The sequence below is a fragment of the Ktedonobacter sp. SOSP1-52 genome, from assembly GCF_016587395.1.
In genome coordinates this window covers 2934766-2959189 of record NZ_BNJH01000001.1, presented here as the reverse complement: position 1 = coordinate 2959189, position 24424 = coordinate 2934766, and the positions used below count along the sequence as shown (strand labels likewise).

The 24424-nt window shown below is 52.1% G+C and carries 17 protein-coding genes and 7 pseudogenes; 11 read left to right on the top strand and 13 right to left on the bottom strand.

The annotated features are described in order from the left end of the window. Positions 1-4: 4 nt before the first annotated feature. From JMJ16_RS57015 to JMJ16_RS14225, 3 genes and pseudogenes are all read left to right on the top strand, one after another. A pseudogene (locus JMJ16_RS57015) lies at positions 5-172 on the top strand (DUF5060 domain-containing protein); the annotation flags it as partial. Positions 173-300: 128 nt separating this feature from the next. Further along, a complete protein-coding gene (locus tag JMJ16_RS14230) occupies positions 301-1518 on the top strand; it encodes a DUF5605 domain-containing protein (RefSeq protein WP_201382199.1) in 1218 nt (405 codons plus the stop codon). Positions 1519-1645: 127 nt separating this feature from the next. Next, a pseudogene (locus JMJ16_RS14225) lies at positions 1646-2482 on the top strand (IS6 family transposase). On the opposite strand, the pseudogene JMJ16_RS14220 reads toward JMJ16_RS14225, so the two are convergent. Next, a pseudogene (locus JMJ16_RS14220) lies at positions 2464-3626 on the bottom strand (IS3 family transposase). The pseudogenes JMJ16_RS14225 and JMJ16_RS14220 overlap by 19 nt on opposite strands. A gap of 66 nt (positions 3627-3692) precedes the next feature. On the opposite strand from JMJ16_RS14220, the pseudogene JMJ16_RS14215 reads away from it, so the two are divergent. The 3 genes and pseudogenes from JMJ16_RS14215 to JMJ16_RS54255 form a co-directional block, all read left to right on the top strand. Further along, positions 3693-4052, top strand: a pseudogene (locus tag JMJ16_RS14215) (dihydrofolate reductase family protein); the annotation flags it as partial. A 483-nt stretch (positions 4053-4535) separates the two neighbouring features. Further along, positions 4536-5627, top strand: coding sequence for a DUF4185 domain-containing protein (locus JMJ16_RS14210; RefSeq protein WP_201382197.1), 1092 nt, complete (start codon positions 4536-4538; stop codon positions 5625-5627). 247 nt (positions 5628-5874) lie between these two features. Beyond that, positions 5875-6170 (top strand): annotated as a pseudogene (locus JMJ16_RS54255) (IS6 family transposase); the annotation flags it as partial. Positions 6171-6647: 477 nt separating this feature from the next. Here JMJ16_RS54255 and JMJ16_RS14205 read toward each other — a convergent pair. Continuing rightward, positions 6648-7022 (bottom strand): hypothetical protein, encoded by a 375-nt coding sequence (locus JMJ16_RS14205; RefSeq protein WP_201382195.1) that lies wholly within the window; start codon positions 7020-7022, stop codon positions 6648-6650. Positions 7023-7360: 338 nt separating this feature from the next. After that, positions 7361-8371, bottom strand: a complete 1011-nt coding sequence (locus JMJ16_RS14200) for a transposase (RefSeq protein WP_201382193.1) — start codon at positions 8369-8371, stop codon at positions 7361-7363. Between JMJ16_RS14200 and JMJ16_RS14195 the strand changes: the two genes are divergently transcribed. Both JMJ16_RS14195 and JMJ16_RS14190 read left to right on the top strand, forming a co-directional pair. After that, positions 8370-9086: an IS6 family transposase gene (locus JMJ16_RS14195; protein ID WP_201382191.1), complete on the top strand. Its 717-nt coding sequence runs from the start codon at positions 8370-8372 to the stop codon at positions 9084-9086. The two genes, JMJ16_RS14200 and JMJ16_RS14195, sit on opposite strands and share 2 nt — an antisense overlap. A 100-nt stretch (positions 9087-9186) precedes the next feature. After that, positions 9187-9783: a class I SAM-dependent methyltransferase gene (locus JMJ16_RS14190; protein WP_201382874.1), complete on the top strand. Its 597-nt coding sequence runs from the start codon at positions 9187-9189 to the stop codon at positions 9781-9783. Between the two features lie 277 nt (positions 9784-10060). On the opposite strand, the gene JMJ16_RS14185 is transcribed toward JMJ16_RS14190, so the two are convergent. The 10 genes and pseudogenes from JMJ16_RS14185 to JMJ16_RS14140 form a co-directional block, all read right to left on the bottom strand. Beyond that, on the bottom strand, positions 10061-13015 hold the full coding sequence (locus JMJ16_RS14185) for a PAS domain-containing sensor histidine kinase (RefSeq protein ID WP_201382189.1): 2955 nt from the start codon (positions 13013-13015) through the stop codon (positions 10061-10063). Positions 13016-13290: 275 nt separating this feature from the next. Beyond that, a complete protein-coding gene (locus JMJ16_RS14180) occupies positions 13291-13635 on the bottom strand; it encodes an SDR family oxidoreductase (protein WP_201382187.1) in 345 nt (114 codons plus the stop codon). A 2-nt stretch (positions 13636-13637) separates the two neighbouring features. Further along, positions 13638-14585, bottom strand: coding sequence for an NADP-dependent oxidoreductase (locus JMJ16_RS14175; protein WP_201382185.1), 948 nt, complete (start codon positions 14583-14585; stop codon positions 13638-13640). A gap of 392 nt (positions 14586-14977) precedes the next feature. Next, positions 14978-15301, bottom strand: a complete 324-nt coding sequence (locus tag JMJ16_RS14170) for a dihydrofolate reductase family protein (RefSeq protein WP_201382183.1) — start codon at positions 15299-15301, stop codon at positions 14978-14980. A 20-nt stretch (positions 15302-15321) separates the two neighbouring features. Next, complete coding sequence (locus JMJ16_RS14165; RefSeq protein WP_201382915.1) at positions 15322-15591, bottom strand: hypothetical protein; 270 nt, start codon at positions 15589-15591, stop codon at positions 15322-15324. 163 nt (positions 15592-15754) lie between these two features. Continuing rightward, positions 15755-17303 (bottom strand): annotated as a pseudogene (locus JMJ16_RS14160) (ISKra4-like element ISKra4 family transposase). Between the two features lie 554 nt (positions 17304-17857). Further along, positions 17858-18982, bottom strand: a complete 1125-nt coding sequence (locus JMJ16_RS14155) for a cell wall metabolism sensor histidine kinase WalK (RefSeq protein ID WP_201382181.1) — start codon at positions 18980-18982, stop codon at positions 17858-17860. Beyond that, the gene (locus JMJ16_RS14150) at positions 18979-19659 is read right to left on the bottom strand and encodes a response regulator transcription factor (RefSeq protein ID WP_201382179.1); all 681 of its coding nucleotides are present in this window, start codon (positions 19657-19659) and stop codon (positions 18979-18981) included. Before JMJ16_RS14150 ends, JMJ16_RS14155 begins: the two co-directional genes overlap by 4 nt. Positions 19660-19769: 110 nt before the next feature. Continuing rightward, entirely contained in the window at positions 19770-20486 is a 717-nt protein-coding gene (locus JMJ16_RS14145) for a C39 family peptidase (protein WP_201382177.1), read from the bottom strand. A 100-nt stretch (positions 20487-20586) separates the two neighbouring features. Then, positions 20587-21684 carry a M15 family metallopeptidase gene (locus JMJ16_RS14140; protein WP_201382175.1) on the bottom strand — a complete coding sequence of 366 codons (1098 nt, stop codon included), beginning with the start codon at positions 21682-21684 and terminating at the stop codon, positions 20587-20589. Positions 21685-21883: 199 nt separating this feature from the next. Here JMJ16_RS14140 and vanH point away from each other — a divergent pair. The 3 genes and pseudogenes from vanH to JMJ16_RS14125 form a co-directional block, all read left to right on the top strand. Next, positions 21884-22837, top strand: a pseudogene (vanH, locus tag JMJ16_RS14135) (D-lactate dehydrogenase VanH); the annotation flags it as partial. A 60-nt stretch (positions 22838-22897) separates the two neighbouring features. Then, positions 22898-23959, top strand: coding sequence for a D-alanine--(R)-lactate ligase (vanA, locus tag JMJ16_RS14130; protein WP_201382873.1), 1062 nt, complete (start codon positions 22898-22900; stop codon positions 23957-23959). After that, a complete protein-coding gene (locus JMJ16_RS14125) occupies positions 23959-24384 on the top strand; it encodes a GNAT family N-acetyltransferase (protein WP_201382173.1) in 426 nt (141 codons plus the stop codon). The genes vanA and JMJ16_RS14125 overlap by 1 nt, the downstream gene beginning before the upstream one ends. Positions 24385-24424 lie beyond the last annotated feature (40 nt).

Sequence of the window (24424 nt, the reverse complement as noted above, 5' to 3'; positions counted from 1 at the left end):
AACAATGACAGTGATGAGTCCTCCCAAGAATGTTGAACAGTGGAACATATTCGAGCTCGCGTTGCAGGGGAGCGCCGAGGGTAATCCATACCTGGATGGAGAGCTCACGGCTCAGTTCACGTACAAACACCGTGTGTGCGAAGTGGACGGCTTTTACGATGGCGATGGGGTCTATCGTATTCGCTTTATGCCAGACACACAGGGAAGTTGGCATTACAGGACACGGAGTAATCTTGATGCACTGAACGGTGTTGAGGGACATTTACCTGTGTTGCCCCCTCAACTGGCAATCATGGACCGGTGCGGGTATGCGATACCTACCACTTTGCCTATGCCGATGGGACACCCTACAAGCAGATTGGCACGACTTGTTATGCCTGGGCACATCAAGGCAACGGGCTTGAGGAGCAGACGCTGGCGACACTCCGCAATGCGCCATTCAACAAGCTGCGCATGTGCGTCTTCCCCAAGCATTTCCAATTTAATGAGAATGAGCCAGAACTTTATCCATTTCCTTGTCTGTCTCGTGGTTCCAGTACATGGGATCTCGAGCAAATGTGGAAGGGCCACATACCCGAAGGCTGGTCGTTCGACTTCAACCGCTTCAACCCAGTATTCTTCCAGCACTTTGAGCGCCGGGTTGCAGACCTGCTGGAACTGGGGATCGAGGCCGATATTATTTTGTTCCACCCCTACGACCGCTGGGGTTTCGCCAGGATGGATGCCAAGACCGATGATCGCTACGTGCGCTATGTGGTAGCGCGTCTGGCGGCCTATCGTAATGTCTGGTGGTCGATGGCGAACGAATACGATATTATGAAAAGTAAAACGTTGGAGGATTGGGATCGCGTTTTCCGCATCGTGCAGGAATGTGATCCCTACCAGCATCTGCGCTCGATCCATAACTGCTTCGCGTTTTACGACCACTCAAAGCCCTGGGTAACGCACCTCAGCATTCAGCGGCCAGATCCTATCCAGGCGCGGACCTGGCGTGAGCAATACAAGAAGCCAGTGGTCTTCGATGAATGCTGCTATGAAGGCAATATTGCGCACCACTGGGGAAATATCTCAGCCCAGGAAATGGTCCTGCGCTTCTGGGCAGGGACAGCCAGTGGCGGCTATGTCGGACACGGTGAGACGTTCCTGCACCCTCAGAATATCCTCTGGTGGGCAAAGGGTGGCGTCCTTCACGGCCAGAGCGTGCCGCGTCTTGCATTCCTCCGCCGCGTACTCGCTGAGAGTCCAACCACCGGCCTTGATCCGCTCGATTATGTGGTCTCCTCACCAGACGGTTTCCCTTGCGCAGGTCAAGCCCATAGCTACTATCTCGCCTACTTTGGGAATCACCAACCGGCTGAGCTCATAGTCAACCTGCCAGAGGGCGAAGCGTATAGAGGTGAGGTCATCGATACCTGGGAAATGATGGTCGCGCCGCTAGAGGTACCAATCGTACGTGGCTCAACGGTGCCGCTCCCAGGAAAACCGTATCAAGCGCTGCTCATGCGGCGAATTCAGTAAAAAGGAGACCATTCCAGAATGGGAGCTAACGACTGGGATGCGTCAGAACTGAGAACAAGTCCTGATGGAGAGACCTCTCCTGTGGTATACTAGCGATCCCCCAGCACCTCTTCAGGAGGAGTGAGCCGTGAACTGTTCTTACTGTCTCTCTTCTGCCACAAAGGAACAGCAGAAGAAAACCGCCCTCGGATACCCAACATTTCGCTGTTCGGCCTGCCGACGCATCTTCAACGAGCGTAGCGGCACTCCTTGTAACTTTTGGGAATATCCCACCGAGATCATTCTGCTCGTTGTCCTCTGGAGGCTGCGGTAGAAGCTGCGTTTGCGTGATGTCGCTGAGCTATTTCTCGAACGTGGTTTGGTGTGTACCCATGAGGCGGTTCGCGATGGGGAAGCTCGTTTTGCACCAGTGTTGGTGGATCAGCTCCGTGTGAGGAGACGCGGGCAAGCGGGAACATCGTGGTACATCGACGAAACCTACGTCAAAGTGCATGGAAAGTGGTGTTCCCTCTCTCGCGCCATCGATCGAGATGGCAATCTCGTTGACTCCATGCTGAGCGAGAAACGGGGTATGGATGCCGCCAAACGATTTTTCAAGCAGGCGCTTGAGACAGTTGGTCATGTGCCAGAGCGCGTGACAACCGACGGGCATGACTCCTATCCATGAGCGATCCATGAGACGCTTGGCTGTGAGGTTCTCCATCGCTGTAACCCCTACCTGAATAACCGCCTGGAACAAGATCATCGGGGCATCAAACAGCGGTACTCTCCCATGCGTGGCTTTGGAAGCTTCGCGTCGGCATCACGCTTCTGCAGGGCATTTGACGAGAGACGCCAATTCTTCCGGTTTCGGACAACCATGAAACAGCACGTTTCTCTTGCCGACCAACGTCGTCTGTTCTGCCTGGAATTGGCCCAGAAAAATGGACTCTTAAAACGTGGAGATCAACTCCTCTTCGACTGATGTGCTTGCTCGAAAGCAAGTGGGCTGACATACTGGAGTGTCGAGTGCAAACGGATGGGATTGTAGAAGCATTCCAGGTACTCAAAAATGGCTGAGCGGGCCTGTTGCCGGGTCTGGAAACGCACGCGATTGGTACACTCTTTGGCGAGGGTCGCAAAGAAGGACTCCATGGGCGCGTTGTCCCAACAATTGGCCGTGCGACTCATACTGACCTCAATCCCCAGCTCACGCAAGGCAGTTAGATAGCGCTCACACGTAAACTCGCTTCCCCTATCTGAATGATGGAGCAGTCCCACCTCCGGCTGGCGTCTAGCTACCGCCATGCGCAACGCGAGCTCCACCAGAGCGCCATTTTCGACGGCATCCATCGCCCACCCCACGACCCGACGTGAGAAGAGATCCACAATCGCGGCCACGTAAAGCCAGCCCTCGGCTGTAGCAACCGCCTTAGTATCGGTGACCCAGCGCGTATTAGGCAGTTCCACTTTGAATTCCCGGTTGAGAAGATTGGGAGCAAAACGCCCCTTAGGATCACTCTTGGTGGTGGGCTTGCACTTGCGCTTGCTGTGTGCGCTCATCCCTAGCTGCCGCATCAACCGCTGAACCCGCTTGCGGGAGGTTTGCACTCCTCGCGCTTTGAGGACAGCATGAATCCGTGGGCTGCCATAGACCCGCCGATGCTCCAGGAAAATCTGTTGAATGTCGGCGGCGAGCCTGGCATCTTCTCGGCAATGCTGGGAAACCTCTCGGGTTTTCCACGCATAATAGCCGCTCTCTGAGACGTCAAGTGCCTTGCAGAGCAGCGTGATCGCGTAGGTGTGTTGGTGCACTGCAATGAACTGAAACTTCAGAGTTGGGGGCGCGAAAAGATGCCTAGTGCTTTTTTTAATATATCACGCTCCTGACGAAGGAGGTCGTTTTCCCGTTTCAACTGGCGGAGTTCTTCCGCCTTCGGGGTCTGGTGGCCACTGCCAGGAAAGGCTTGCTCTCCATGCTGGGAAAACTGCTTACACCAATGATGCAGTGCACTGTCGGAAATGTCCAGGTCTCGTGCGATTTGTGCCAAGGGTTTCTGGCGAGATTGGACGAGTTTCACCGCTTCTCCCTTAAATTCCTTGGTGAATTTCCGTTGCGGTTTTCGCATGATCTTTCTCCTTTTCTTTGTAGGTTCTCTTCTTGAAGTTTACTTTCCCCACTTTTCTGGGTCAAGACCAGCATCAATGACGTCACAAAATATGCTATGAGTAATACCATGGACAAATCAGATTGGAAAAACTCAGTTTTTCTGAAAAGCGTCGATGACATCAAAAAGCTCAAGAATTCAGAAGGCTCTGCTATCCAAGTTCACGGCAGCGGCAACCTGATCCAGACACTACTCAAACATGATCTGGTTGATGAGCTGTGGTTGAAGACGTTCCCCGTCACGCTCGGCAACGGCAAGCGTTTGTTTCGTGAGGGCACTCTTCCTGCAGCCTTTACATTAACAGACAGTTTGGTTACGCCAAATGGTGGGATTTTCGCCAATTATGAGCGAGCCGGAGAAGTTAAGACAGGCACTGTTGGGGCTTAAGGCAGCTAACTCATTCATTAATAATTCCCCAGATAAGCTGAATATCTTCACCAGGTGTTTTCGTTTGTAATCATTGGTAGCATTGATAGCAGATGTTTGAAATGGGTATTGTCAACTTAAGAATTTTTGTTGATGAACTTTCACCACTTCGATGCTACTTTCCCCAAGATTCTTTAGAAAACACTGTCCGAATTAGGGCGTCATCCCCACTTTAAGGCATGTTTCTCCTATATAATCTCTACAATTTTGCTTAATTTGACAATACCGGCTAAACAGACCGAGAAGGGAGGCGAGAAAAAATCACATAAAATAGAAATAAGTGTTTCAAGTAGATTTAAAAGTTTTTGGAGTAAATTGGCCTGAAAGTGGCCCGTTTCTGTCCTGGGAGGAGATTCCATTTCCTGGTAAGCTTCTGTGTTGATGGGATTGTTCTTTGATACGCCCACTTTGATCTTTCAAATCAACGTGAAAGGTGTGAATATCATGATGAATCGTCGTATTGTCCTCAAAGGACTCGCGTCGCTTGCAGGTGTGGCACCAATTGGCGCCCTCGTATATTGGACCTCAAAGGGAACACATGTACTTGCCCTCACCAAAACGCCCAGAACCATCAAAGTTGCCTCCACAAAGGATCTTGGCACGGTTGATCATCCCAAGAGCGTAGCGGCACGAGACGGCGGCGCAACTGCTCTGATTGGAGGACAACTGCTCTGGACATTCAATGACACATTAGTCGCTGGTGACTCACATGTCCGTTCGAGTTCTGCTGCTCTGGCGGCTCCCACGAATCCTCTCGCCGTGCATGAACCGTTAGATGCAAAGGGAGCCCCTTATCCATTTGTGCCATTCACTGCCGATGAGCAAGTGTATAATGACTCGACGGGCAAACCAGACGACAGAATAGCTATCTGGCCTGGCAGTGTGATTAATTATCAGGGAGGCGGGCTAGTTTACTCTTATAAACTCAAGGTACAACCAGGTTTCCTCAACTATCAATTCATTGGCATCGCCCTCGCCCATGTCCAGGCGGGCAAGACAGTGGCTACACGTGAATCTGGCCTGCTCTTTACCTATCCTGAACCTGATTTCGTGAATGCGATGATCTACAACAATACCGTTTATGTCTTTGGGCGTCCACACAATATGGATACGAGTAACGGTCCATACGTGGCCGCGCGCGCGCCACTGGCACTGGCAACCAACCGGAGCGCCTATACCTTCTGGAACGGGAGTAGCTGGACATCGGATGTAAATCAGGCCGCACCGCTCTTCACAGATATCCCCGGTGCCATGACCGTCTCCTATAATCCTTACCTGAAGCAGTTTCTTGTGGTCTATAGCCAGGGACTCACCAACAACGTCGTGATGCAAACGGCTCCAAGTATTATCGGGCCCTGGAGTCGCCCTTTTGTCGCCTTCGCAGGTCTTCCGCCATCTCAGGGCGGCACGGATTACGCAGGCATCGAGCACCCAGAACTCGCCAAAAATGGAGGTCGGACAATCTACATCAGTTATTACCGAACTCTGAGCCAGCTAACAGGAGAAATGCATCTCGTTGAGGTCAACTTTCAGTAAGAGATTTTCTCCCAAGGTTTGTGAACGGATCTTCAGAGCCTGCTCTCGTATGTCTGAGAAACCGTTCAGAAGGGCTAGTATTACAACGAGACTTTGTGGAGTAGACTGAAAGGGAAGGGAGGTGAAACTCGATGTTTCCGCTGTGTGATGTCATTGCAGGTTCTGTCAGAATTCAGAGAAAAGCTTATCGTAGAGATCGTTTGCAAGGTATGCTGAGGACAACAACTCAACTGAGAAGGAGTGTTTTATGAACTGTCCACATTGCGCCTCATCTATGACCAAAGAACAAAGCCAGAAGACCGCGCTCGGCTATCGCATGTTCCGCTGTTCAGCTTGCAAACACATCTTCAATGAGCAACTATACCTTTCAACTTTCTGGAATATCCCACTGATATCATTCTCCCGGTTGTTTTGTGGCGGCTCCGGTATAAATTGAGCCTGGGAGATCTCGCCGAGATGTTTCTTGAAAGAGGGATAACGTTCAGCTACGAGGCAGTTCGGGAGTGGGAAATGCGGTTTGCTCCACTCATTACAGAGCAATTACTGTCGTTTGATCCATAAGTTTGCCAGAACGGGGAGATATGCGTCAGAGGTAGAAAATGGCGAGGATATGGGGCAAATTTTAATTGCACCCGTTGTAAGTACTCCAGAAGAGGCTGAGGCAGAATCATTTGTTTTTGGCTGCTGAAAAAGTTGACAAATTTTCCTTGGTCGTGAAAAATGCTACTCAGAAAATGCAGCCTCTCTTCCCCATTGTACAGTTTAATAAACTCTGCTCCGGTGAAGAAAAGATCGGTAGGGAAGAGGGAGATCTCGCGGATTGTGACCAGAAAAATCATGAGCATACAGGTGTGCAAACAGTGCTACCAAAGCACAACCAAACAGCAGTACGAACGAGGGTGAGTCCTGCTACGGCATGCAACTGGGCTCGCCAGAGAAGGCGAGCCCAGTTGCATGCCCCGAAAGCTGTTTGTCCTCATCGTGCAGTGGGATGATGATGAGTATAGCATCGACCGACCATCATGGGCGTCGAGGTCTGAACCAGTTCCTGAGAACCGAAAAGATCCCTCCTCTTCGAGGTGCTGCAGTCGGCTGCTGCAATGCTGGCATTGGCCGTTGAGACGTCGAGGTCTGAGGCTCGTGTACTGGCGTCGAGTGGTGAGGCTGAATACCTGGAAGCTCAACAGGTCTGGCTCCTTTATCGAGCCAGGGGGTTTTTCTCTCTGCGGATGTGTAATAGACTTCAGCTTCTGGTATGGCAGCCCCCTTCTCTTCTACCTGGGGAGAAGGCTGCCTCAATCCCAATTTCTTCAATTGCTGCTGCTTGCGAAGCTCCATGAGCCTGGTAAATGCTTCGGCCTCCTTTTGTCGTTTGGTTTCTGCTTGAGCCTGCATTTCCTCCTTTGGTGGAAGACCCTTCAAACGCTCATTTTCTGCGGGACACCAGCGCTCGCTCTTGCAGGCGGGGCAGTGGGGAAATCGATCATACGGATGAGGTTCCTCTAACAGGTGCCAATAGTATTCAAAGAGGGCATGACATTCACAGCAATAGAGCAGCGTATACGTATTCCACGTGTTCGAACGACAGTGTGGGCAAGCAGTAGGCAGAGTAGCACTCCGAATGGGTTTACGACATCGATGACATCCGTAACCAGAATCAGACATGCGGAACTCATAGTTTTCTGTCTGGGGAAATATCTCATACTAAGTTTGCACATTTCAAAACAAGCCGCTTAAGCGGTCAAGAGATCAGCAATTTGCTCGCTTGTGGTGCCTTGAAGCGCGTGATCAGTGATCCATGCCACAAGCAAACGGTGATGAATGTGCTGGAGATTCCGTTTGGCTTCCCCCAGCGTTACATGCCGTTGCCATTGGGTCTGCAACCAGCCGCGATGCTCCTCCAGAAAGGAGAAGGCGATCCAGCACAAGCTCCAATAGCGCTGCAGCCCCTGGGCACTCATCAGTTGATAGTGATCAATGCCCAGCAGTTCTTTGACGTCTTCAAAGAAGACCTCGATGTCCCAGCGACCAGAGATATGGGTGAGCAGCTGCTCCACATCGGCCTGCAGATCGCTTGAAGCCCAGAAGCGAGCCCGGCTCACTGGATCATCGAGGTGCTGACGAATGATGATCAGTTGACAGCGATACAAGCTTTTCACCGAACTGCTCAGCACATGTACCCACACCTGATGCTCGGGGTTGCGTGGCCAGGCACAGGGCACAAAGGCCGCATCTGGTAGGCTTTCGACATAGACGGAAAGTCGTTGCCAGCTCCAGCCTTGTGGCGAGGCCGCATCCGGGATGCGCACCGAGCGATTGCTGCGCAAGGCCGTGGTGATCAAAAAGCCACGATCTCGTGCCGCTTTCCAGATAGCTTTGGCGCTGTACCAACTGTCGAGCAACACATGGGTGAGCGTGTCCTGCGGCGGCTCAAACTGCCTGATGATCTCAATCATGAGGGCAATCTTGCTCTGGAAAGGGACCCCTTCTTGCATACAGGTCGCCTGCTGACGGTAGAGCCGGGGCTCAAGCGGAAAATGCTGTCCAAGCAAGACATAGAGACCTTGCACCAGGGAATGGCCCTTGACCCGCTGGTTCTGCTTGCTGTCGTGATGTCGCCCCAGGCCTTGCATCTTCACGCCTTTCGGTTTGCCAATCGTCGAGTCATCGCCAATCAAGTAGGTATTGTCAAGTTGATTAGAGTAGTCACAAACAGGCTGAACGGTATGATAGAATGTTCTCATGAAAAAGAACAGCCCCGTTTCTCCATACAAAGGATACCGTTTTCCGCCCATCATTATCAGCCATTGTGTCTGGCTCTATTTCCGGTTTTCTCTCAGTTTCCGCGATATCGAGGAACTCATGGGAGAACGTGGGGTGCTTCTATCGTATGAAACCATCAGACAGTGGTGCATGAAATTTGGTCAAGCTTATGCTCATGAGCTCAAACGGCGACGTGCTCGACCTGGAGACAAATGGCACTTGGATGAGGTGTTTCTGACCATCAATGGGAAACGATCATATCTGTGGAGAGCTGTCGATCAAGATGGCAACGTGCTTGATATTCTCGTGCAAAGCAGGCGCAACAAAAAAGCAGCGAAAAAGTTTTTTCGCAAGCTGCTCAAGGGCCTCGAGTACGTTCCACGTGTCATCATCACCGACAAACTAGCGAGTTATGCAGTAGCGAAGAAAGAGACGATGCCTAGCGTCGAGCATCGCCAGCACAAAGGCCTCAACAATCGAGCGGAAAACTCACATCAACCGACGAGGCAGCGTGAACGGACCATGCGTCGTTTCAAATCCCCTGGTCATGCGCAGCGGTTTCTCTCCGCCTTTGGTCCCATCTCTGATCATTTTCGGCCACGGCGACATCGCCTCAAAGCCTCAGCGTATCGAGCCCTCATGCAAGAGCGATTTGAGGTCTGGAACGGGGTTACCAATGGAAAGAACATCGCATAACCAGGTCATTTCCCCAGCCATCTCTGTTCTTTTCCTTCTCAAGAAGCTTTGTTTGAGCAATATGGTCCTCTTCGAGCAGTAAGTTGACAATACCTTTGTAATAGGCTGTGACCTGGTAGAACAGACAACGGAGAAGAGTTTTAAGCAACCAAACTATCGCTTCGTCGAGGCCGATGTCTTAAAAGGGCTTCCTTTCCGCGATCGCAGCTTTGATTTTGTGCATCAGCGCCTACTTTTCCTGGCCATTCCAGCGCACGCATGGCCAAGTGAACTCCTTGAACTGGTGCGTGTGGCGCGTCCCGGCGGCTGGATTGAACTTGTGGAGTCCGAGATCCAGGCACGCAACGCGGGTCCTGCCACCCAACGCATGGGCCAGTGGATCATCGAGGTGAGCAAACGCCGTGGCATCGATTCCTCTCAGGTGCCTCACCTTGGTACGTATCTCAAGAATGCGGGCCTACAAAACGTTGTCACGCGCAGCGTCACCGTTCCCATGGGCCAATGGGGTGGGCGCGTAGGCTCCATGATGGCCGCCAACATCAATTCAGCCTATCAGGCTATGAAGCCACTCATCACCTCACAGCTAGGCATCTCGCCCGAAGCATACGAGAAAAACATCCTCCTCCAGCATCAAGAATGGGAGGAACGACACCCAGCCTCCGTCTTCTACGCCGCCTACGGCCAGCGCCCCCACTAAACACGGCTTCCAGTCGCGAAAACAAGAAAACGCGCGAAGAGTCGACTATGTGGCTCTTCGCGCTGTTCCTTCCTGGACACGAGGGCCAGTACACCGATCTGTTCCCTCCTGGCTGCAGCACACTCCTCCCGCACGAACACCGCCGCGAAGCCGATGGACCATCAGATCAGCATGTTCTCCAAGATCCACCGGATCTGGTCATGGTAGGTCGTCCAGTCGCGACGTACCATCTCAAGACCAATATCGTCCTGGGGCGGATGTTCCCCGTTCGTATCGCTCAGGCATCTCTCTTCCTGGGAAGGGTCACCGTAAAGGTCGATCCTTTTCCGACTTCACTGTCCACGGTAATGGTTCCCCCATGGCGTTTGACGATCTCCTGCACAATGTAGAGTCCCATGCCCAGGCCGGGGATCGCTTTCTGCCTGGGACCAGTGGCCCGATAGAAGCGCTCAAAAATCTTGTCGCGCTGCTCTCGTGGGATACCCAGGCCATGATCACAGACACGGACCGTGACCGTCTCTTCGGAGGTACTCAGGTCCATCTCGACCGTCTCTGCGCCGGGAGAATACTTGATGGCATTGCTGATCAGGTTGGTGAAGATCTGTCCCAGCCGGTCTTTGTCCCCGACCAGTGAGCGTGGGGCGGCACCTCGCACCACAATGGTATGCGTCGTATGTATCTGCTGCATGGTCTCGGCCACCTCGTGAAGCAACGCGTCAAGATCAACCGTCTCCCGGACGTACTCCAACCGACCTGCCTGGATCTTGGAGACATCCAGTAACTCTTCAACCAGGCGTTCAAGCTGCTTGACAGGTCCCTCCACCCGGGAAAGCGCTGTGGCAGCCTCGTGCTGGGATTGCCTTTCCAATCGTTTTCGCACCAGTTGGGTCTGCATCTTTAAGGCGGCAAGCGGATTCCTGAGTTCATGGCTGGCCATGCTGATAAAATCATCTTTGCGTTGTTCCAGTTCCTTGCGGGCCGAATTATCCAGCACAAAGGCGATTGCTTGGAACGGGTGATGCTCTAAGACGACGGCCCCCACAAGCACAGGAAGACGGCTGCCACCTTGACACACGTACTCTTTCTCATAAGGCGTCATAGACTGCTGCGTGGCAAGTTCCTGATGGGCCTCTAAGGTACGAGCCAGGTCGTCTGGGGGCGTCATGTGCATCCAGTTCATGCGCCCGGCACGCAGGTCTTCGCGGGTATAGCCGGTCATGCGCAGATAGGTGTCATTGGCGTCTACAATCTGCTCCCCTTCGATGATATTGATTCCGATAATGCTGGAGTTCATCAGGACCCTCGCGCGCTCCTGACTCTGGCGTAAAGCTTCCTCCGTCCGTTTCTGCTCGTCGATGTCGGTGGCAGTGCCAAACCACTTGACGATCTGGCCTGCGTCATCACGCACCGGCATGGCGCGGGCTAAGAACCAGCGATACTCCCCGCTCTGGCCATTTCTGAGACGCTGTTCGTGCTCATACATGGCTCCCGTGTCCAGGGCATGCTGCAAGTGCGCTCGGTGGCTTTCACGATCATCAGGATGGAAGAACTGGAGATACGCCCATGGGTCGCTTTGTATCTGCTCAAGCAGCAACCCGGTGTAGTCACGGTAGCGCTGGTTCACATACTCAAGCAGGCCGTCGGGTCGTCTCACCCACACCAGTTGCGGCACCGTTTCGGTCAGCACACGCAAGCTTTCCCGGCTTTCTTTGAGCTGCTGCTCCGCCCGTTTCTGCTCCTCAATGTCGGTGCAGGTGCCAAACCATTTGAGGATCTGACCGGTTGCATCGCGCATCGGCAGCGCGCGGGCTAAAAACCAGCGATACGCTCCAGTTCGTCCATCTCTGATACGACATTCGTTCTCAAAGAGTTCACCGGTGGCAAGGGATTGCTGCCGAAGCGCAAGCGTGTGCTCGGCATCTTCGGGATGCAGGAATTGACGCCATCCATAGTCCCGTATCTGCTCGAAATCGGCCTGCGTCAGGTCACAGTAGCGCTGATTACAGTAGTCAACACGGCCATCGGGCTGCGTTGTCCACACCAGTTGCGGCAGTGTTTCAGCCAGCACGCGCCAGTTCTGCTCACTGGCTTTGATTCTCTGTTCAGCCTGTTTCTGCTCGTCAATGTCGGTAGCAGTCCCAAACCATTTCAGGGTCTGGCCTACTTCATCGCGCACCGGCAGGGCGCGGCTTAAGAACCAGCGATATTCCCCGGTCGTGCCCTGGCGCAGGCGCATTTCTGTTTCATACCCCCCGCCGGTCTGGACGGCGTGCTGCCACGCGGAGCGGACACGTTGCCGGTCTTCAGGATGCAGACACTGCATCCATCCCTCCCCCTGAGCCTCTTCGTTACTCAGGCCGGTATAGTCGCGCGCGCGTTGATTAAACGAGTCCTGATAGCCGTCGGGTCGCATGATCCAGACCAGCTGGGGGATGGCATCGATGAGGGCATGGATTTCCGCTTCGGCGCGCTTGCGCTCAGTGATGTCGGTCCCGACATAGACGAGATACTCGACGTGGTGGTCCACGTCCCTGCGGGGAATGATCGTTGCCTCAAGGTGAAGGTCCATCCCTTCCCTGGGGTGAACCACCGTCTCGAAACGCACGGTTTCTCCCCTGCTGGCTCGCGCGATGGCGGCGCGGAGCTGCGCTTGACTGGGAGGAGAACAGGACCACCACCGGGCTTCGGCGAGCGGTTTGCCAATCACCTCCTCACGTCGGATGTGCGCATCGTCTAACGGGACCTCATTGATCTCCAACACAATCCCCTCGGGGGTCAAGACCCCGATCCTGGTATGCAAGCCATTCAGGTCATCGATGGAGAGACGCTCGCCTTGGGGAACCGGCGCCTCTCGTTGGGCTGCTGTTCTTGCTGCTCTCCCCTGGTGAAACTGCAGCAGAAGCCCCCCAACCGTCGGAGCGAGTTGCACGTGCAGCCAGGTCTGGGTCACGGGAGAACGATACGCCACTTCGCTTGGCACTCGGGTCTGGGTGGTCTTCTGGACGGCCTGGTAGAGTGCTGTGCTCACCAGCTGGGGAGCGCAGCGCCACAATGGCTTGCCACATACTTCCTCTCGTGTGGCACCGAGCAGGGTCTGCGCGCTGGCATTGGCATACACAATCTTTGCGGCATCATCGACGACAAACAAGGCCCCAGGAAGCGTCTCAAGAAGCGTGAGGAGCGTCTCACTCGACGCAGGCGTGAGACGCTTGGTCGGCTTGGTATTCGACATGGTGTGGTCAATCTCCCTTTCACGTGTCCCCATCCCTGGTGGCGAAGATGCGTACCTGCTCTCATCTCTCGAAACAGCATTGAGAAATGTGAGAAGACGCGGAACCCCCTTCTACATGAAACGACTTTCAAGCCCTTCTGTCGAGAGGGCTTACGAGAGGGCTTGAGCAAGGGTATGCTTGCTCATAGGAACTGTCGGGTCCGAAAGGCGACATGTTGCTCGAGGAGGAACCTGCCCATGTGGTACGCAGGCATCGACTGGGCTGACGAAAAGCACTACACCGTGGTTATCCGATGATGTCGGCCATCACAGTGGCACGTATTCCCGTTTGACGAGGTAGTGTACACCAGCTTTTCTGGCTTCCTCAGCCCATAGCTGCTCGATCGCCAAGAGATGCGCAGTGACGGGGGAATAAGAGAGACGCGCTCGATTCCCTGAAGCGCTTTCTGGACACTTTCTCGCTCTGTCATATCTCCTAAAAATGTTTCTACGCCCTGCGCCTCCAGCTTTTCAGCAACAGATGGTTTACGCACGAAGGCACGCACTGGGATCTTCCGTGCCAAGAGTTCTTTCAGGACGGCATTCCTCACAGCACTCATTGTGCCTGTCATAAGCATCATGGTCATCTCCTCCCTTCCTCGTCCTCTATGCGCAAAATGATTTTTCCGCGCGTGTGCCCTTGCAGGGCCTGCTCAAACGCCTGGGATGCCTCTGAGAGCGGGAAGACCCGCTCGGTGGTTGGCCGGAGCTGGCCTGTATCTATCAGGTTCCCGAGGTGTATGAGCTGTTCTCGATTGGGCTTGACGACAAAAAAGAACGCACGCACACCAAAGGCGGCAGCCTGCTCTTGGGATGGGGGGCTAAACACACTCAGGAGCAATCCGCCCTTCTTTACAACGCACCAGGAGCGAGCTACTGTCTCACCGCCTATGGTATCAAGCACTATATCAACATCACGCACCACCTCCTCGAAACGCGTGGTGGTATAATCAATGATCTCATCGGCTCCCAACGTGCGTAGGAATGCATGATGGCGTGCAGAGGCTGTCGCGATCACCGTGGCACCAGCCCACTTTGCCATTTGAACTGCCATGCTTCCCACGCCACCAGCGGCACCATGAATGAGAAGCGAGTGCCCACTGGTAAGCCCTGCGTGTTCAAAAAGCGCTTGCCAGGCTGTCAGTCCAACCAGGGGGACTCCGGCTGCCTGGATGTGCTCAAGGGTTCGTGGCTTGGGCGCCACATCAGTCGCGCGTGCGACAGTGTACTCCGCAGCCGCGCCATCCCGCCAAAATTCGGTGAGCGCATAGACGGCTTCTCCTACAGCCACACCGGTGACGTCGGGTCCCACTTCAACGACCTCACCAGAAACATCATGACCTGGTATGGGATGCTGACGTTCGGTACCAGCCGGTGTTTTCCAGGTTTCCGACCAGGTCGGTTCCTGCCACATCACACTTGTCGCATGGACACGAATCAGGACTTCTCCCACTCCTGGCTGAGGTTGCGGTGCATCTTCGAACACACATTGATCGGGTCCACGCTGAGCATACAGACGGATAGCTTTCATCGCTTACATGTCTCCTTGTTCTTCCTATTCTTCCAGCACATTTCCAGGCTGATCTCTGCAGCAGGACCGACACATGACCCAACGAAATGCCGCAGACGCCGAGAAGTCTTGAGCTAAAGGGGAGCTTCTGAATGGATACGTACCTGCATGTGGCTCCGAAGTGCTTTACCTGGCAAAATTATAGAAGGATAGTGGTCTTCCTACAAGGGCCATTTTATATGGAAAGTACGGAGCCATTTTGCGATGCCAGGTTTTGGAACTGACTCTCTATGGCGAGCGTGCCCTTGGCTGGAGAGGTGCGTTTATCCCCCATCTGCTGCGTCTGTTCATGCCTTTCTCACGCGGAAACGAAGGGTGGTCAGTTGCTCTGCTTGTGAGACGGCTATCGTCTCTCAGGCAACCTGTTCGCCCGCCTTTCGGGCAAAGAAGGGGACACCATCACCGAGCAAGATGGGCGCTACATGTACGAGGATCTCGTCAATCAGTCCTGCCTCGAGACACTGACGGGCAAGGCTGGCACCGATGATCAGCAGATTCTTCCCCTCTGCGGCTCGCAAGCCTGTCGCAACTGCGGATCGAATGTCATCCGAGAGGAGCGTGATCGTCTCATCTTCTTCGTCGTCAGGTGCGTGATGCGTCAGGACGAACACAGGCCCGATCCAGGCTCTTCCGAAGACCTTCCGATACTCTGGTGGTAGTCCCGGTTTCCGGCCCACATCGTAGCTCCGTCTGCCACTCAGCACGGCACCTGTCGTCTGGATGACCTGGCAGATGGGAAGCGCTCAACGTCGGCAAGAACGCAGGCATCTGCGTCGTCAACGCACAGCTCAACGACGCACGCTTGTACCCACGTCTCCTCAATGCCTCTCTGTTGTTCCTGCTTCCACGCCTGCCTTGGCCCCTCTTCTTCCTCCTGATCCTCCTGCGATGATCCCTGGGCCCTCTCGACCTTCTGCTCACCATCCCTGGAAACGTGGACCTGCCTGCCGTCCAAAGCGGTTTGCAAAAAGTTGAGCCACACCCCGTCATCACGTCATCACGGGTGCCCCACACTTTTTTGCAAAGTTCAGAAAATTGTGGGCGAGGATCCGCCTGGTTGTATTCTTCTTACGTTCGGGTGCTCACTCTTTGCAAAAAGTTGTGGCGCACCCCGACTCTACGGGTGCGGTTCATTTTTTTGCAGAGCGTCCATCTTGGATAGCTCGCTGGGAAAAGGTCTGCCGTCCCCAACGCCTCTGTCCCTCGGTCCGTCCTTTGGGAGCCATTGAGGTTGGGGGAGGGGAGGGGAAACACGCCAGGATAAGAGGCAAAGGCAAGCGCCAGAAAGTTTGCTGCAAGCGAAGAGAGGCTTTGGCCAAAGCCGCTTGACTGCGTGCGCGAAAACGTTGGAGGCGGCTGGTGTGCCAACTCGCCCTGACCACATGCCAGTCCTGGGTCCATCGGTTACTGCACAAGGTGGTTCACAGGGCCAACATCGCATTCACCTGAGGACGTGCCCAATGCATCCCTGCTCCTTTGAGGCGAGCTTGCACCACCAGTTTGTTGCCGCTTTCCGCAATCCCTGATCCAATAGGCCAGCCACCTGCCCGATACTGCTGATACTGCATCTGCCCTTCCCGTTTGTGCAGATAGGCCACCTTCTCGAGCATCTCGTCACCTGGAGTTGATGCGCTCAGTCGCCGCACTTCCTTGAGTACGCTTGTCGGTCCATCCTCCTTGAGCTTATGCCACTGCTCGCTCACCCATGTCGGCCGCAATGGCACTCCGGCGTTTTGGGCCAGGGTTGCGATCTCACTGATGTATTGAGCGGCATGCGCAAAATCCAGAATACGCACTGCATCGGCACGATGGCCTTGCACAAATCCCTGAATCCATTCTGCTCCATCGTTGATGGCGGCTACCTCTCTGGCTTGATCGACTCGTCGCCGCTGGATCTCGAAGGACGCCAGATCTCCAAAGGTTTCGGCATCGGCCAGGCGGGCAAAATAACTCAGCTTCTCGCAATGCGGCTCACCTGACTTCGTTTGGCATACCTCGCCAATTGTGACCATTTTGACCTCCGCCCACTCGTTTGGCAAAACGGGGATCAACACCCCATCTGTTGCCATCGCCTGCCGCGGCGCTGCCTGTTTGGGCTGCTCACTCCCTTGCCCTGGGCAAGCGTATTGATCCTGCCACTGTTGCAAGCATGCTCCTGCCTGTTCAGTGAGTCGGCGCACCGTGCTCTTACTGACCTGGACTTTCAAAAGGGTTTCCAGGTGTGTGGCTGCGCAGGCATATGGCACCATGCTTCCCAACAAGACCAATCCCTGGTGGGCATGAGGCGTCAGTCCACTCGAGGGCAGATTCAGTTCTTCATCCAGGGGGAAAAAGCCCGCTTCCACACTGCGGGCACGTTCCATACCGTCGGCTGAGTTTGACCTCTTGGCCCCCTTGCGTTGCCAATCTTCGCTCGTGTTTACCTCGCGCCTGTAAGTCCGCTCCACACTGCGGGCAATGGGGACGCTTCTCTGCTTCTTGTCCACTCCAATCCCGTTTGGGACTCTGTTGAGCTAGGTCAGCTAACATCTGGGCCCGCATGCCTGAGAGCCGAGCATCCAGCTCGTCTTCGATCTCTTGGAATGTCGCTGTTGGGTGCTCTTTGCGCCACGCTTCCATTTCTTCAAAGACGCTCTCGCTGAGCAGTCTCCAGACTTCGGCGAGTGAGGATTTTTCCATCGGCAACCTCCTTGCTGGCTTCTTCCTGTTTTTTTTATCTTATCATTTCCCCTTCCTCTTCGCCCCAATCGCTGAGTTTGCAAAAAAATGAACCGCACCCCGACTCTACAAACAACTTGACTTTTCTCTGCTCTTCAGGTAGACTTGATAGGTAAGCTTTTTTGAGAGACCCAAATGGTCTCTCTTTTTTTGCTCCTTTCCCTCTCCCTGCGCGAGAACACCCCCTCCCATGCTCTTTTTGCGCGACGCATGTAATTGTTTCGCTTTTGTAGAGGGTTTAGACTGGGATGGACGAGTGGAAGAAAGAGCAGGAAACCCATGCAAACAAAACATCCAATTGCCCCTAGGCACGCACTTTCTCTGATCCTCTTTTTCACACCCTCTGTGAGGAATTCTTTCCTGTTCCTCCCTTTTTTATTCTCTTCTTCTTCTCATATATTAAACATCCTTCTCCCCCTCATTTTTCCCCTCAATTCCTGCCTCATCTATTTCGCTGATTTACATAGAAGCTGGTTTTACATCCCGTCTATGCTATTGTCTACGAAAAAAGAGCACTATGCATTGATTTTTAGAACGAACATTAAGCCAGGGTGACCTGCTACGGCGGTTATAGCCCAACCCTGGCTCTCGGCTAATTCTCTTACAATTGCTAAGCCGAGTCCAAGACCGCCTGTTGCTCTGCTGCGAGATGTATCTACTCTGTAAAAGCGCTCGAACAGGTAGGGCAGGCTTTCTGAGGAGACACCCTTCCCGTTGTCTGAAAACAGAAGTTTGTGTGCAGTGGCTTCAATGGTGACTTCTGACGCTTGTGAATAACACAAAGTATTTTGCATGAGATTCGTAAGAATCTGTTGAAGTGCGCCACGGTTTGCATGGATTATAGAGTCCTCTGCGATATGCAGCTTCGCAGTTATTCCTTTTTGCTTGAGATCGAGGCTAAAGTGATTCATGAGCTCCTCGCAGAACTGTCTCAGGTGTATATCTTCGGGCTCGGAAGTCACGGGCATGCGGGCTTTCGTATAAGCATCCAGCTGTTGTACCAGTTCAGCAAGCCGCTCAGCTTGTTCCTTTAGGATGGCTACTCGTTCCTCCGTCAGAGGATATTTGCCTTCTTGCATAGCAGTGAGTTGCCCGATCATCGTTGTCAGTGGCGTATTCAGCTCGTGCGAGGTATCTGAAACCAGGTCTTTGCGGAGCTTTTCCTCGTGCCGTAATCGATGTATGAGATCGTTGAACTTCATAAAGACTTCGTCAAATTCACGAATGCCCATTGACTGTAGCTGGACTTTATAATTGTTTTGTTTCAGGGAGGCTATAGCCTCGTTAAACTGGCGCAACGGTCGCCGTACGAAACGCGCCGCAAGCGAACCAAGCACCAGGGGGGTGCCGAGTGCAATCAGCACATATATAGCAATCGCAGCAAAGGGCCCTTTTGTAGTAAAAGCATTCAATTGTGCCCTACGCATAAGTTCGTTTGAAACAGGGATTAAAATGAGTGTAATTGGCCCTGATGCAAGTATAAGTGCAGCAATACGAGTGCTTAACCGGTTATATGGGCTCCTTTTAAAGATTCTGAGGATCGCCATGACGATTACAGCTACGATTGCAGCGATAGTAAAGATATATAAAGGGAAGAAATAGAAATCTAAAGGGAAGAAGTAGAAACCTGGACTTATCATTTCTCTGGTTCTCCGATGAAGCGATAGCCACTACCGAATACTGTTTCTATAAACTGCGGATTTTTCGGATCTGTCTCAATCGACTGGCGCAGTGCTTTTATGTGGGCATCAATAGTGCGGTCATAGACAAAATGACTTGAAGGGTCGCTATAAATTTGGTTGACAAGTTGCGCCCTTGAAAGTACCGCGCGAGGATGGGAAGCAAGCGCCAACAAGAGGTTGAATCGCGTTGTGGTGAGCGTGATAGATTTGCCATCCTTCATAACCGACATGGTTTCAGGATCGATAACCAGACCCTTAAAGTGTCGTCGCCTTGTCCTATCGTGTCTGCGCAAGAGCGCTTGCACGCGTGCAACTAAGACGTTTGGGTTGAATGGCTTTCTGATGTAATCGTCGGCGCCCATGGAGAGTCCTTTGACCTCGTCTTCATCACTATCGCGGGCGGTGACTATAAGGATTGGCATAGTGGAGGTAGTTCGGATAGCTTTACAGACATCGAGCCCGCTCATTTTTGGCAGGTTAATATCAATGATTGCGAGATCGGGTTTATGTTCCACAAACAGTTCGACCGCAGTTTGACCATCTGCCGCCTCGATTGTTCCGTATCCAGCATCACGCAGGTACGTCACTTCAAACTCACGAATCGGTGCCTCGTCTTCAATAACCAAAACTTCCATATGTCTCGTGTCCCAACTTAGTAATCTTTACAATGATAAGCGTAGCTGCAAGTTGTGAAAATGATATGAAACGATACCACTGTTTGTCAACAGCGAGGAGATATCGAACTTCATTCGTTTTGCTCGCCTGTCGGCCAGAATGCAAATCCCCTCCCGGCGAAGGCAGCCGCAAGTCTGCCGTAGGGAATCACGGCATTTTCCTGTAGCTCTGGAAATCTTCCAGATGGATTGTGAAGCAGAAGTGTTTGACACCCCTGATGTGACCATTCAAACCCATGCACAAGGACCATATGTCCCCCTTTATGGGTAATAGGAGTGTCATTGCGTTTACCAATCTCGTCGCTCACGGAAGCAATAATGAGCGCTCCTGTCAGCAGCAAAGAACAGAGATGCTCAATAGAGAGCGTCTTATAAACTTGTCCCTTGAGGCCATAGGATTGTCCTACGTTTACTAATGGTTGATAGATCCATCCGAACTCGACTAACTTGTCCTGTTCATGACGAATGATGTATCCGCCAGCAGCCAGACCTTGCTGAATAAGCTCGAACATGCTTGGAGGTTGTTTCGGCCTCGCCAGGGTTTCAATACACATTTTTAAGCAAGCAATTGCGCAAGACCGAGAACACCAAAAACAATACTCTTCAATGTCTTCAGCTCCAAACTCACGCCAACGTGGATCTTGTCTTGCATCAAAATGCTCATGACCATACGAATGAATAATTTCAGGACTGGCAAATTGTGCGGAATAAGGGATTTTTCCGGGAAAACAATATCTATCACATAAGGACACATCAGGCAATGTGCCAACTAACGTATTCCATTCCATTTTTGAAGCTACAACCTCTCATCTTTTATTTTCTAAGGATAGATCTATTCATAAGGGCGTCCGGTCGACATGTTGCTAGTAAGTAAGGACGATAGAACTATTATTCTGGCGGTGCGATAATCTCTGCGGGCCAATCTTTCACCAGTTCTGGATCGCCTGTTTCGCGAATGGCTGCCAGAATTCCAGCTTGTCGGGCTGTCCGCGCAACAGCCCGGTCTCCTTCTCTGTGCAGCCTCAGCGCCTCCTGACGAATTTGAAGACGTGTATTTTCATGTGCTCTATTGCTTTCATCAAGACCCACAGCCCCAAAGGTTGCGTAATCGAGTCCGGCAGTAGCTGCTCCCGCTTGAGACTCGGGTGCGTTGAAGTGCCACCATTCTGCAAAGTAGGGTTGGAAGCCAGCCTGCGTCATAATCCCGAAGAGTAATCGACGATTGTTGCAGGCCAGCATATCATTATCTGTCAGGGTCTCCCCAGCGGCAGTTTTAGACTTATAATATGACTCATAATATGCCAGAGCGGACTTTTCACCCCCATGATCGAATGCAGTACCAAAATCGAGCATTCTGGCATGGCGTCTCATAATTGCTGATAGCCGCATTTCCATGCCAACCCGCTTTGCGATATGTAGATGAACATCGGTAAGGTGGGAACGGATTTGAAGCAACTCCTCTTCATGCGCCTGATCAAGTTTTACAATCGCTACATCTACCGATCCGCCTGTATTGTGTGGAGAAGGTCGAGTCAGATCCATCGATGGAAGCGAAACATAGTTTTGGGTTTCAGACTCCAGTGTCTCGTTGTCCATATCTGGATATTTTTCTCTGAGTTTTTGCTTATAGAAATCATGAAGCGATTTCTGCACCTGATACGGCCTGTAAGCATCGAATACCAGCAGATGATGACCAGCTGGCAAGAGTTGCTCCGCGACTAATAAACGATGAACGACCGACTGACGGGCAAAAAGCGTCAGCAGGCTACCCTCTAATTTATTGCTATGCTCTGCATAAGGTGAGTTACTATGTTCACCAAAATAGAGAGAGGACGTCATTAAAATTTCAGCCTCCTGCGATAATGGCCCTAATGGGATTAATGGATCGAGGCTGTCGTCCTCTCTGAGAGGAATATCTTTCCATCCTTGAACCTGACCGGCGTCGAGAGGAATTTCTGGATATATTCCATTTTTGACTGTCACCATGAAACGTATGCTCCTTCTATCCACCAGGATGCCGTTTAAATGTGAAAATGATATGAAATTTGTATGAGGCATCCCGAATTTTTCCTGCTCAGGAAAAATTCGGGATGCCTCATACAAATTTCATATCATTTTCACAACTTGCAGCTACGCTTGCCGTTGCAAAGATTAATAAAAAAGCTTTAAACAGGGTGCAGAAATCATGGCAAAAATGGGAATTACAATTTATGGATGCGGGCCGGACGAGGCCGTTTTGTTCCGAGAGATGGCGCCTCGCTTTGGCGTTATGGCAACTATCACAGCGGCACCGGTATCTGAAGCCACTATTGAACTGGCATTTGGGAATCGATGCATCAGCGTCAGTCATAAAACTCAAATCACAAATTCCATTCTTCGTGCGCTTAGCCAGGTTGGCGTAGCATATATCTCCACAAGAAGTACTGGATGTAACCATATTGACGTAGATTTTGCGCAGAGCGTTGGCATCTCTGTTGAAAATGTCGTGTATTCGCCCGATAGCGTGGCTGATTACACGCTCATGCTGATGCTGATGGCGGTGCGAAATGCAAAATCCACTCTCAGCCGTGCAGATATTCACGATTTCAGATTGAATGACGTACGCGGGAAAGAATTACGCGACATGACCATTGGGGTCATTGGAACAGGACGCATTGGCGCAGCAGTTATGGGCCGGCTGCGGGGCTTTGGCTGCCATATAGTAGCCTATGACCATCGTCCCAAAACCTCTGCCAATTACGTCCCTCTTGATGAATTGTTACAGCAGAGCGATATTGTAACACTCCATACACCGCTTAACGCAGATACAGACCATCTCTTGAATCGTCAACGTATCGAGCAGATGAAGCATGGCGCATTCATTATCAACACTGGACGCGGTTCACTGCTTGATACCCAGGCTCTTATTCCAGCGTTGGAAAGCGGCAGATTAGGCGGTGCGGCGTTGGATGTCCTCGAAGGAGAGGAAGGAATATTCTACGCTGACCACAGAAACAAACCCATTGAAAGCAAACTGTTGTTGCGGTTACAAAAATTACCGAATGTGCTTATTACTCCGCACACCGCCTATTACACAGACCACGCCCTGAGAGATACTGTTGAAAATACTCTTATCAATTGCCTGAAATTTGAAAGGAGACCATCATGCCTGGGGACACCACCCAGCACCAAAATGGTCATTGAGAGAGGAGAAAATAGCATGGAGAGGTTGAAAGTCGCAATTCTATTCGGAGGCTGTTCCGAAGAACATCCCATCTCCGTTAAATCTGCGCAAGAGGTCGCAAAACACCTCAATATCGAAAAGTATGAACCGTTCTATATCGGGATTACAAAGAGCGGTGCCTGGAAGCTTTGTGACGGCCCTGGCGCAAATTGGGAAAACAACACTTGCCGTCCGGCTATGTTATCACCGGACAGAAGCGTACACGGATTGCTTGTTCTGGAACAGGGGCAATACAAAACGATCAGTTTGGATATAGTGCTTCCCGTCCTGCACGGCAAACTCGGCGAGGATGGTGCGATGCAGGGTTTGTTGGAGCTTTCCGGCATCCCCTATGTAGGCTGCGATATCCAGAGTTCTGCTCTGTGTATAGACAAATCCCTTACTTATACCGTTGTTAGAAGCGCGGGAATTGCTACGCCGAATTTCTGGACTGTCACGGCGGACGAGGATATTGACGCCGACCAGCTTCCTTACCCCGTCTTTGTAAAGCCGGCCCGTTCGGGTTCATCTTACGGTGTCACTAAAGTATCTCGAAAAGAAGAATTGCTGAGTGCGGTGGAAACCGCAAGAGAGTATGACTCGAAGGTGCTGATCGAAGAGGCTGTCGTCGGCAGCGAGGTGGGATGTGCGATATTAGGGAACGATACGGATGATTTGATTACAGGCGAGCTGGATCGAGTTAGTCTATCTCATGGTTTTTTCAGAATCCATCAGGAGAGTAATCCTGAAAGCGGTTCCGAAAACGCAACATTTATCGTTCCCGCTGACATTTCGGCAGAGGCGCGCGCGCTCGTTCAGGAGACAGCAAAGGCCATATATCGCGCCCTGGGATGCAGGGGACTTGCGCGGGTGGATACGTTTCTGACGGAAGATGGAAAAGTAGTGCTTAACGAGGTGAATACTTTTCCCGGTATGACTTCATACAGCCGTTATCCGCGAATGATGGCGGGCGCAGGGTTGCTATTTGCCGAAGTGATCGACCGGATGGTGTCGTTTGCATTGAACGGAAAAGACGATGAAAGGGAGGGCCACAGATAATGATGAGAACGGCAAAGAAAACTGACGCGGAAGAAATCGCAAGGCTTTCAGCCCAACTCGGTTATTCAACAGCAATGGAGCAAATCAAGTCACGCGTTGATCGCTTCATATGTGACAAAAATGCGGCTATTTTTGTGTACGAAATTCCAGAGAATCATCTCGCCGGATGGGTCCACATTTTTGGGAAACATTTACTCTATGCTGAATACGCCGAAATTGGTGGCCTGGTTGTCGATAAAACCTTTAGAAGACAGGGAATTGGTTTACAATTGATGAAAAAATCCGAGGAATGGGCGAGAGAAAACGATTATCACGAAATAAGACTCCGATCAGGAGATGAGCGAAAAGAAGCTCATAAATTCTACAAACACATTGGATACACAAATATCAAGGCTCAACAATTGTTTACACTCAAACTAGCATGAGTCCCTGTCCCTCTTGCTCCATCAGGCAGTCTTGACCCAC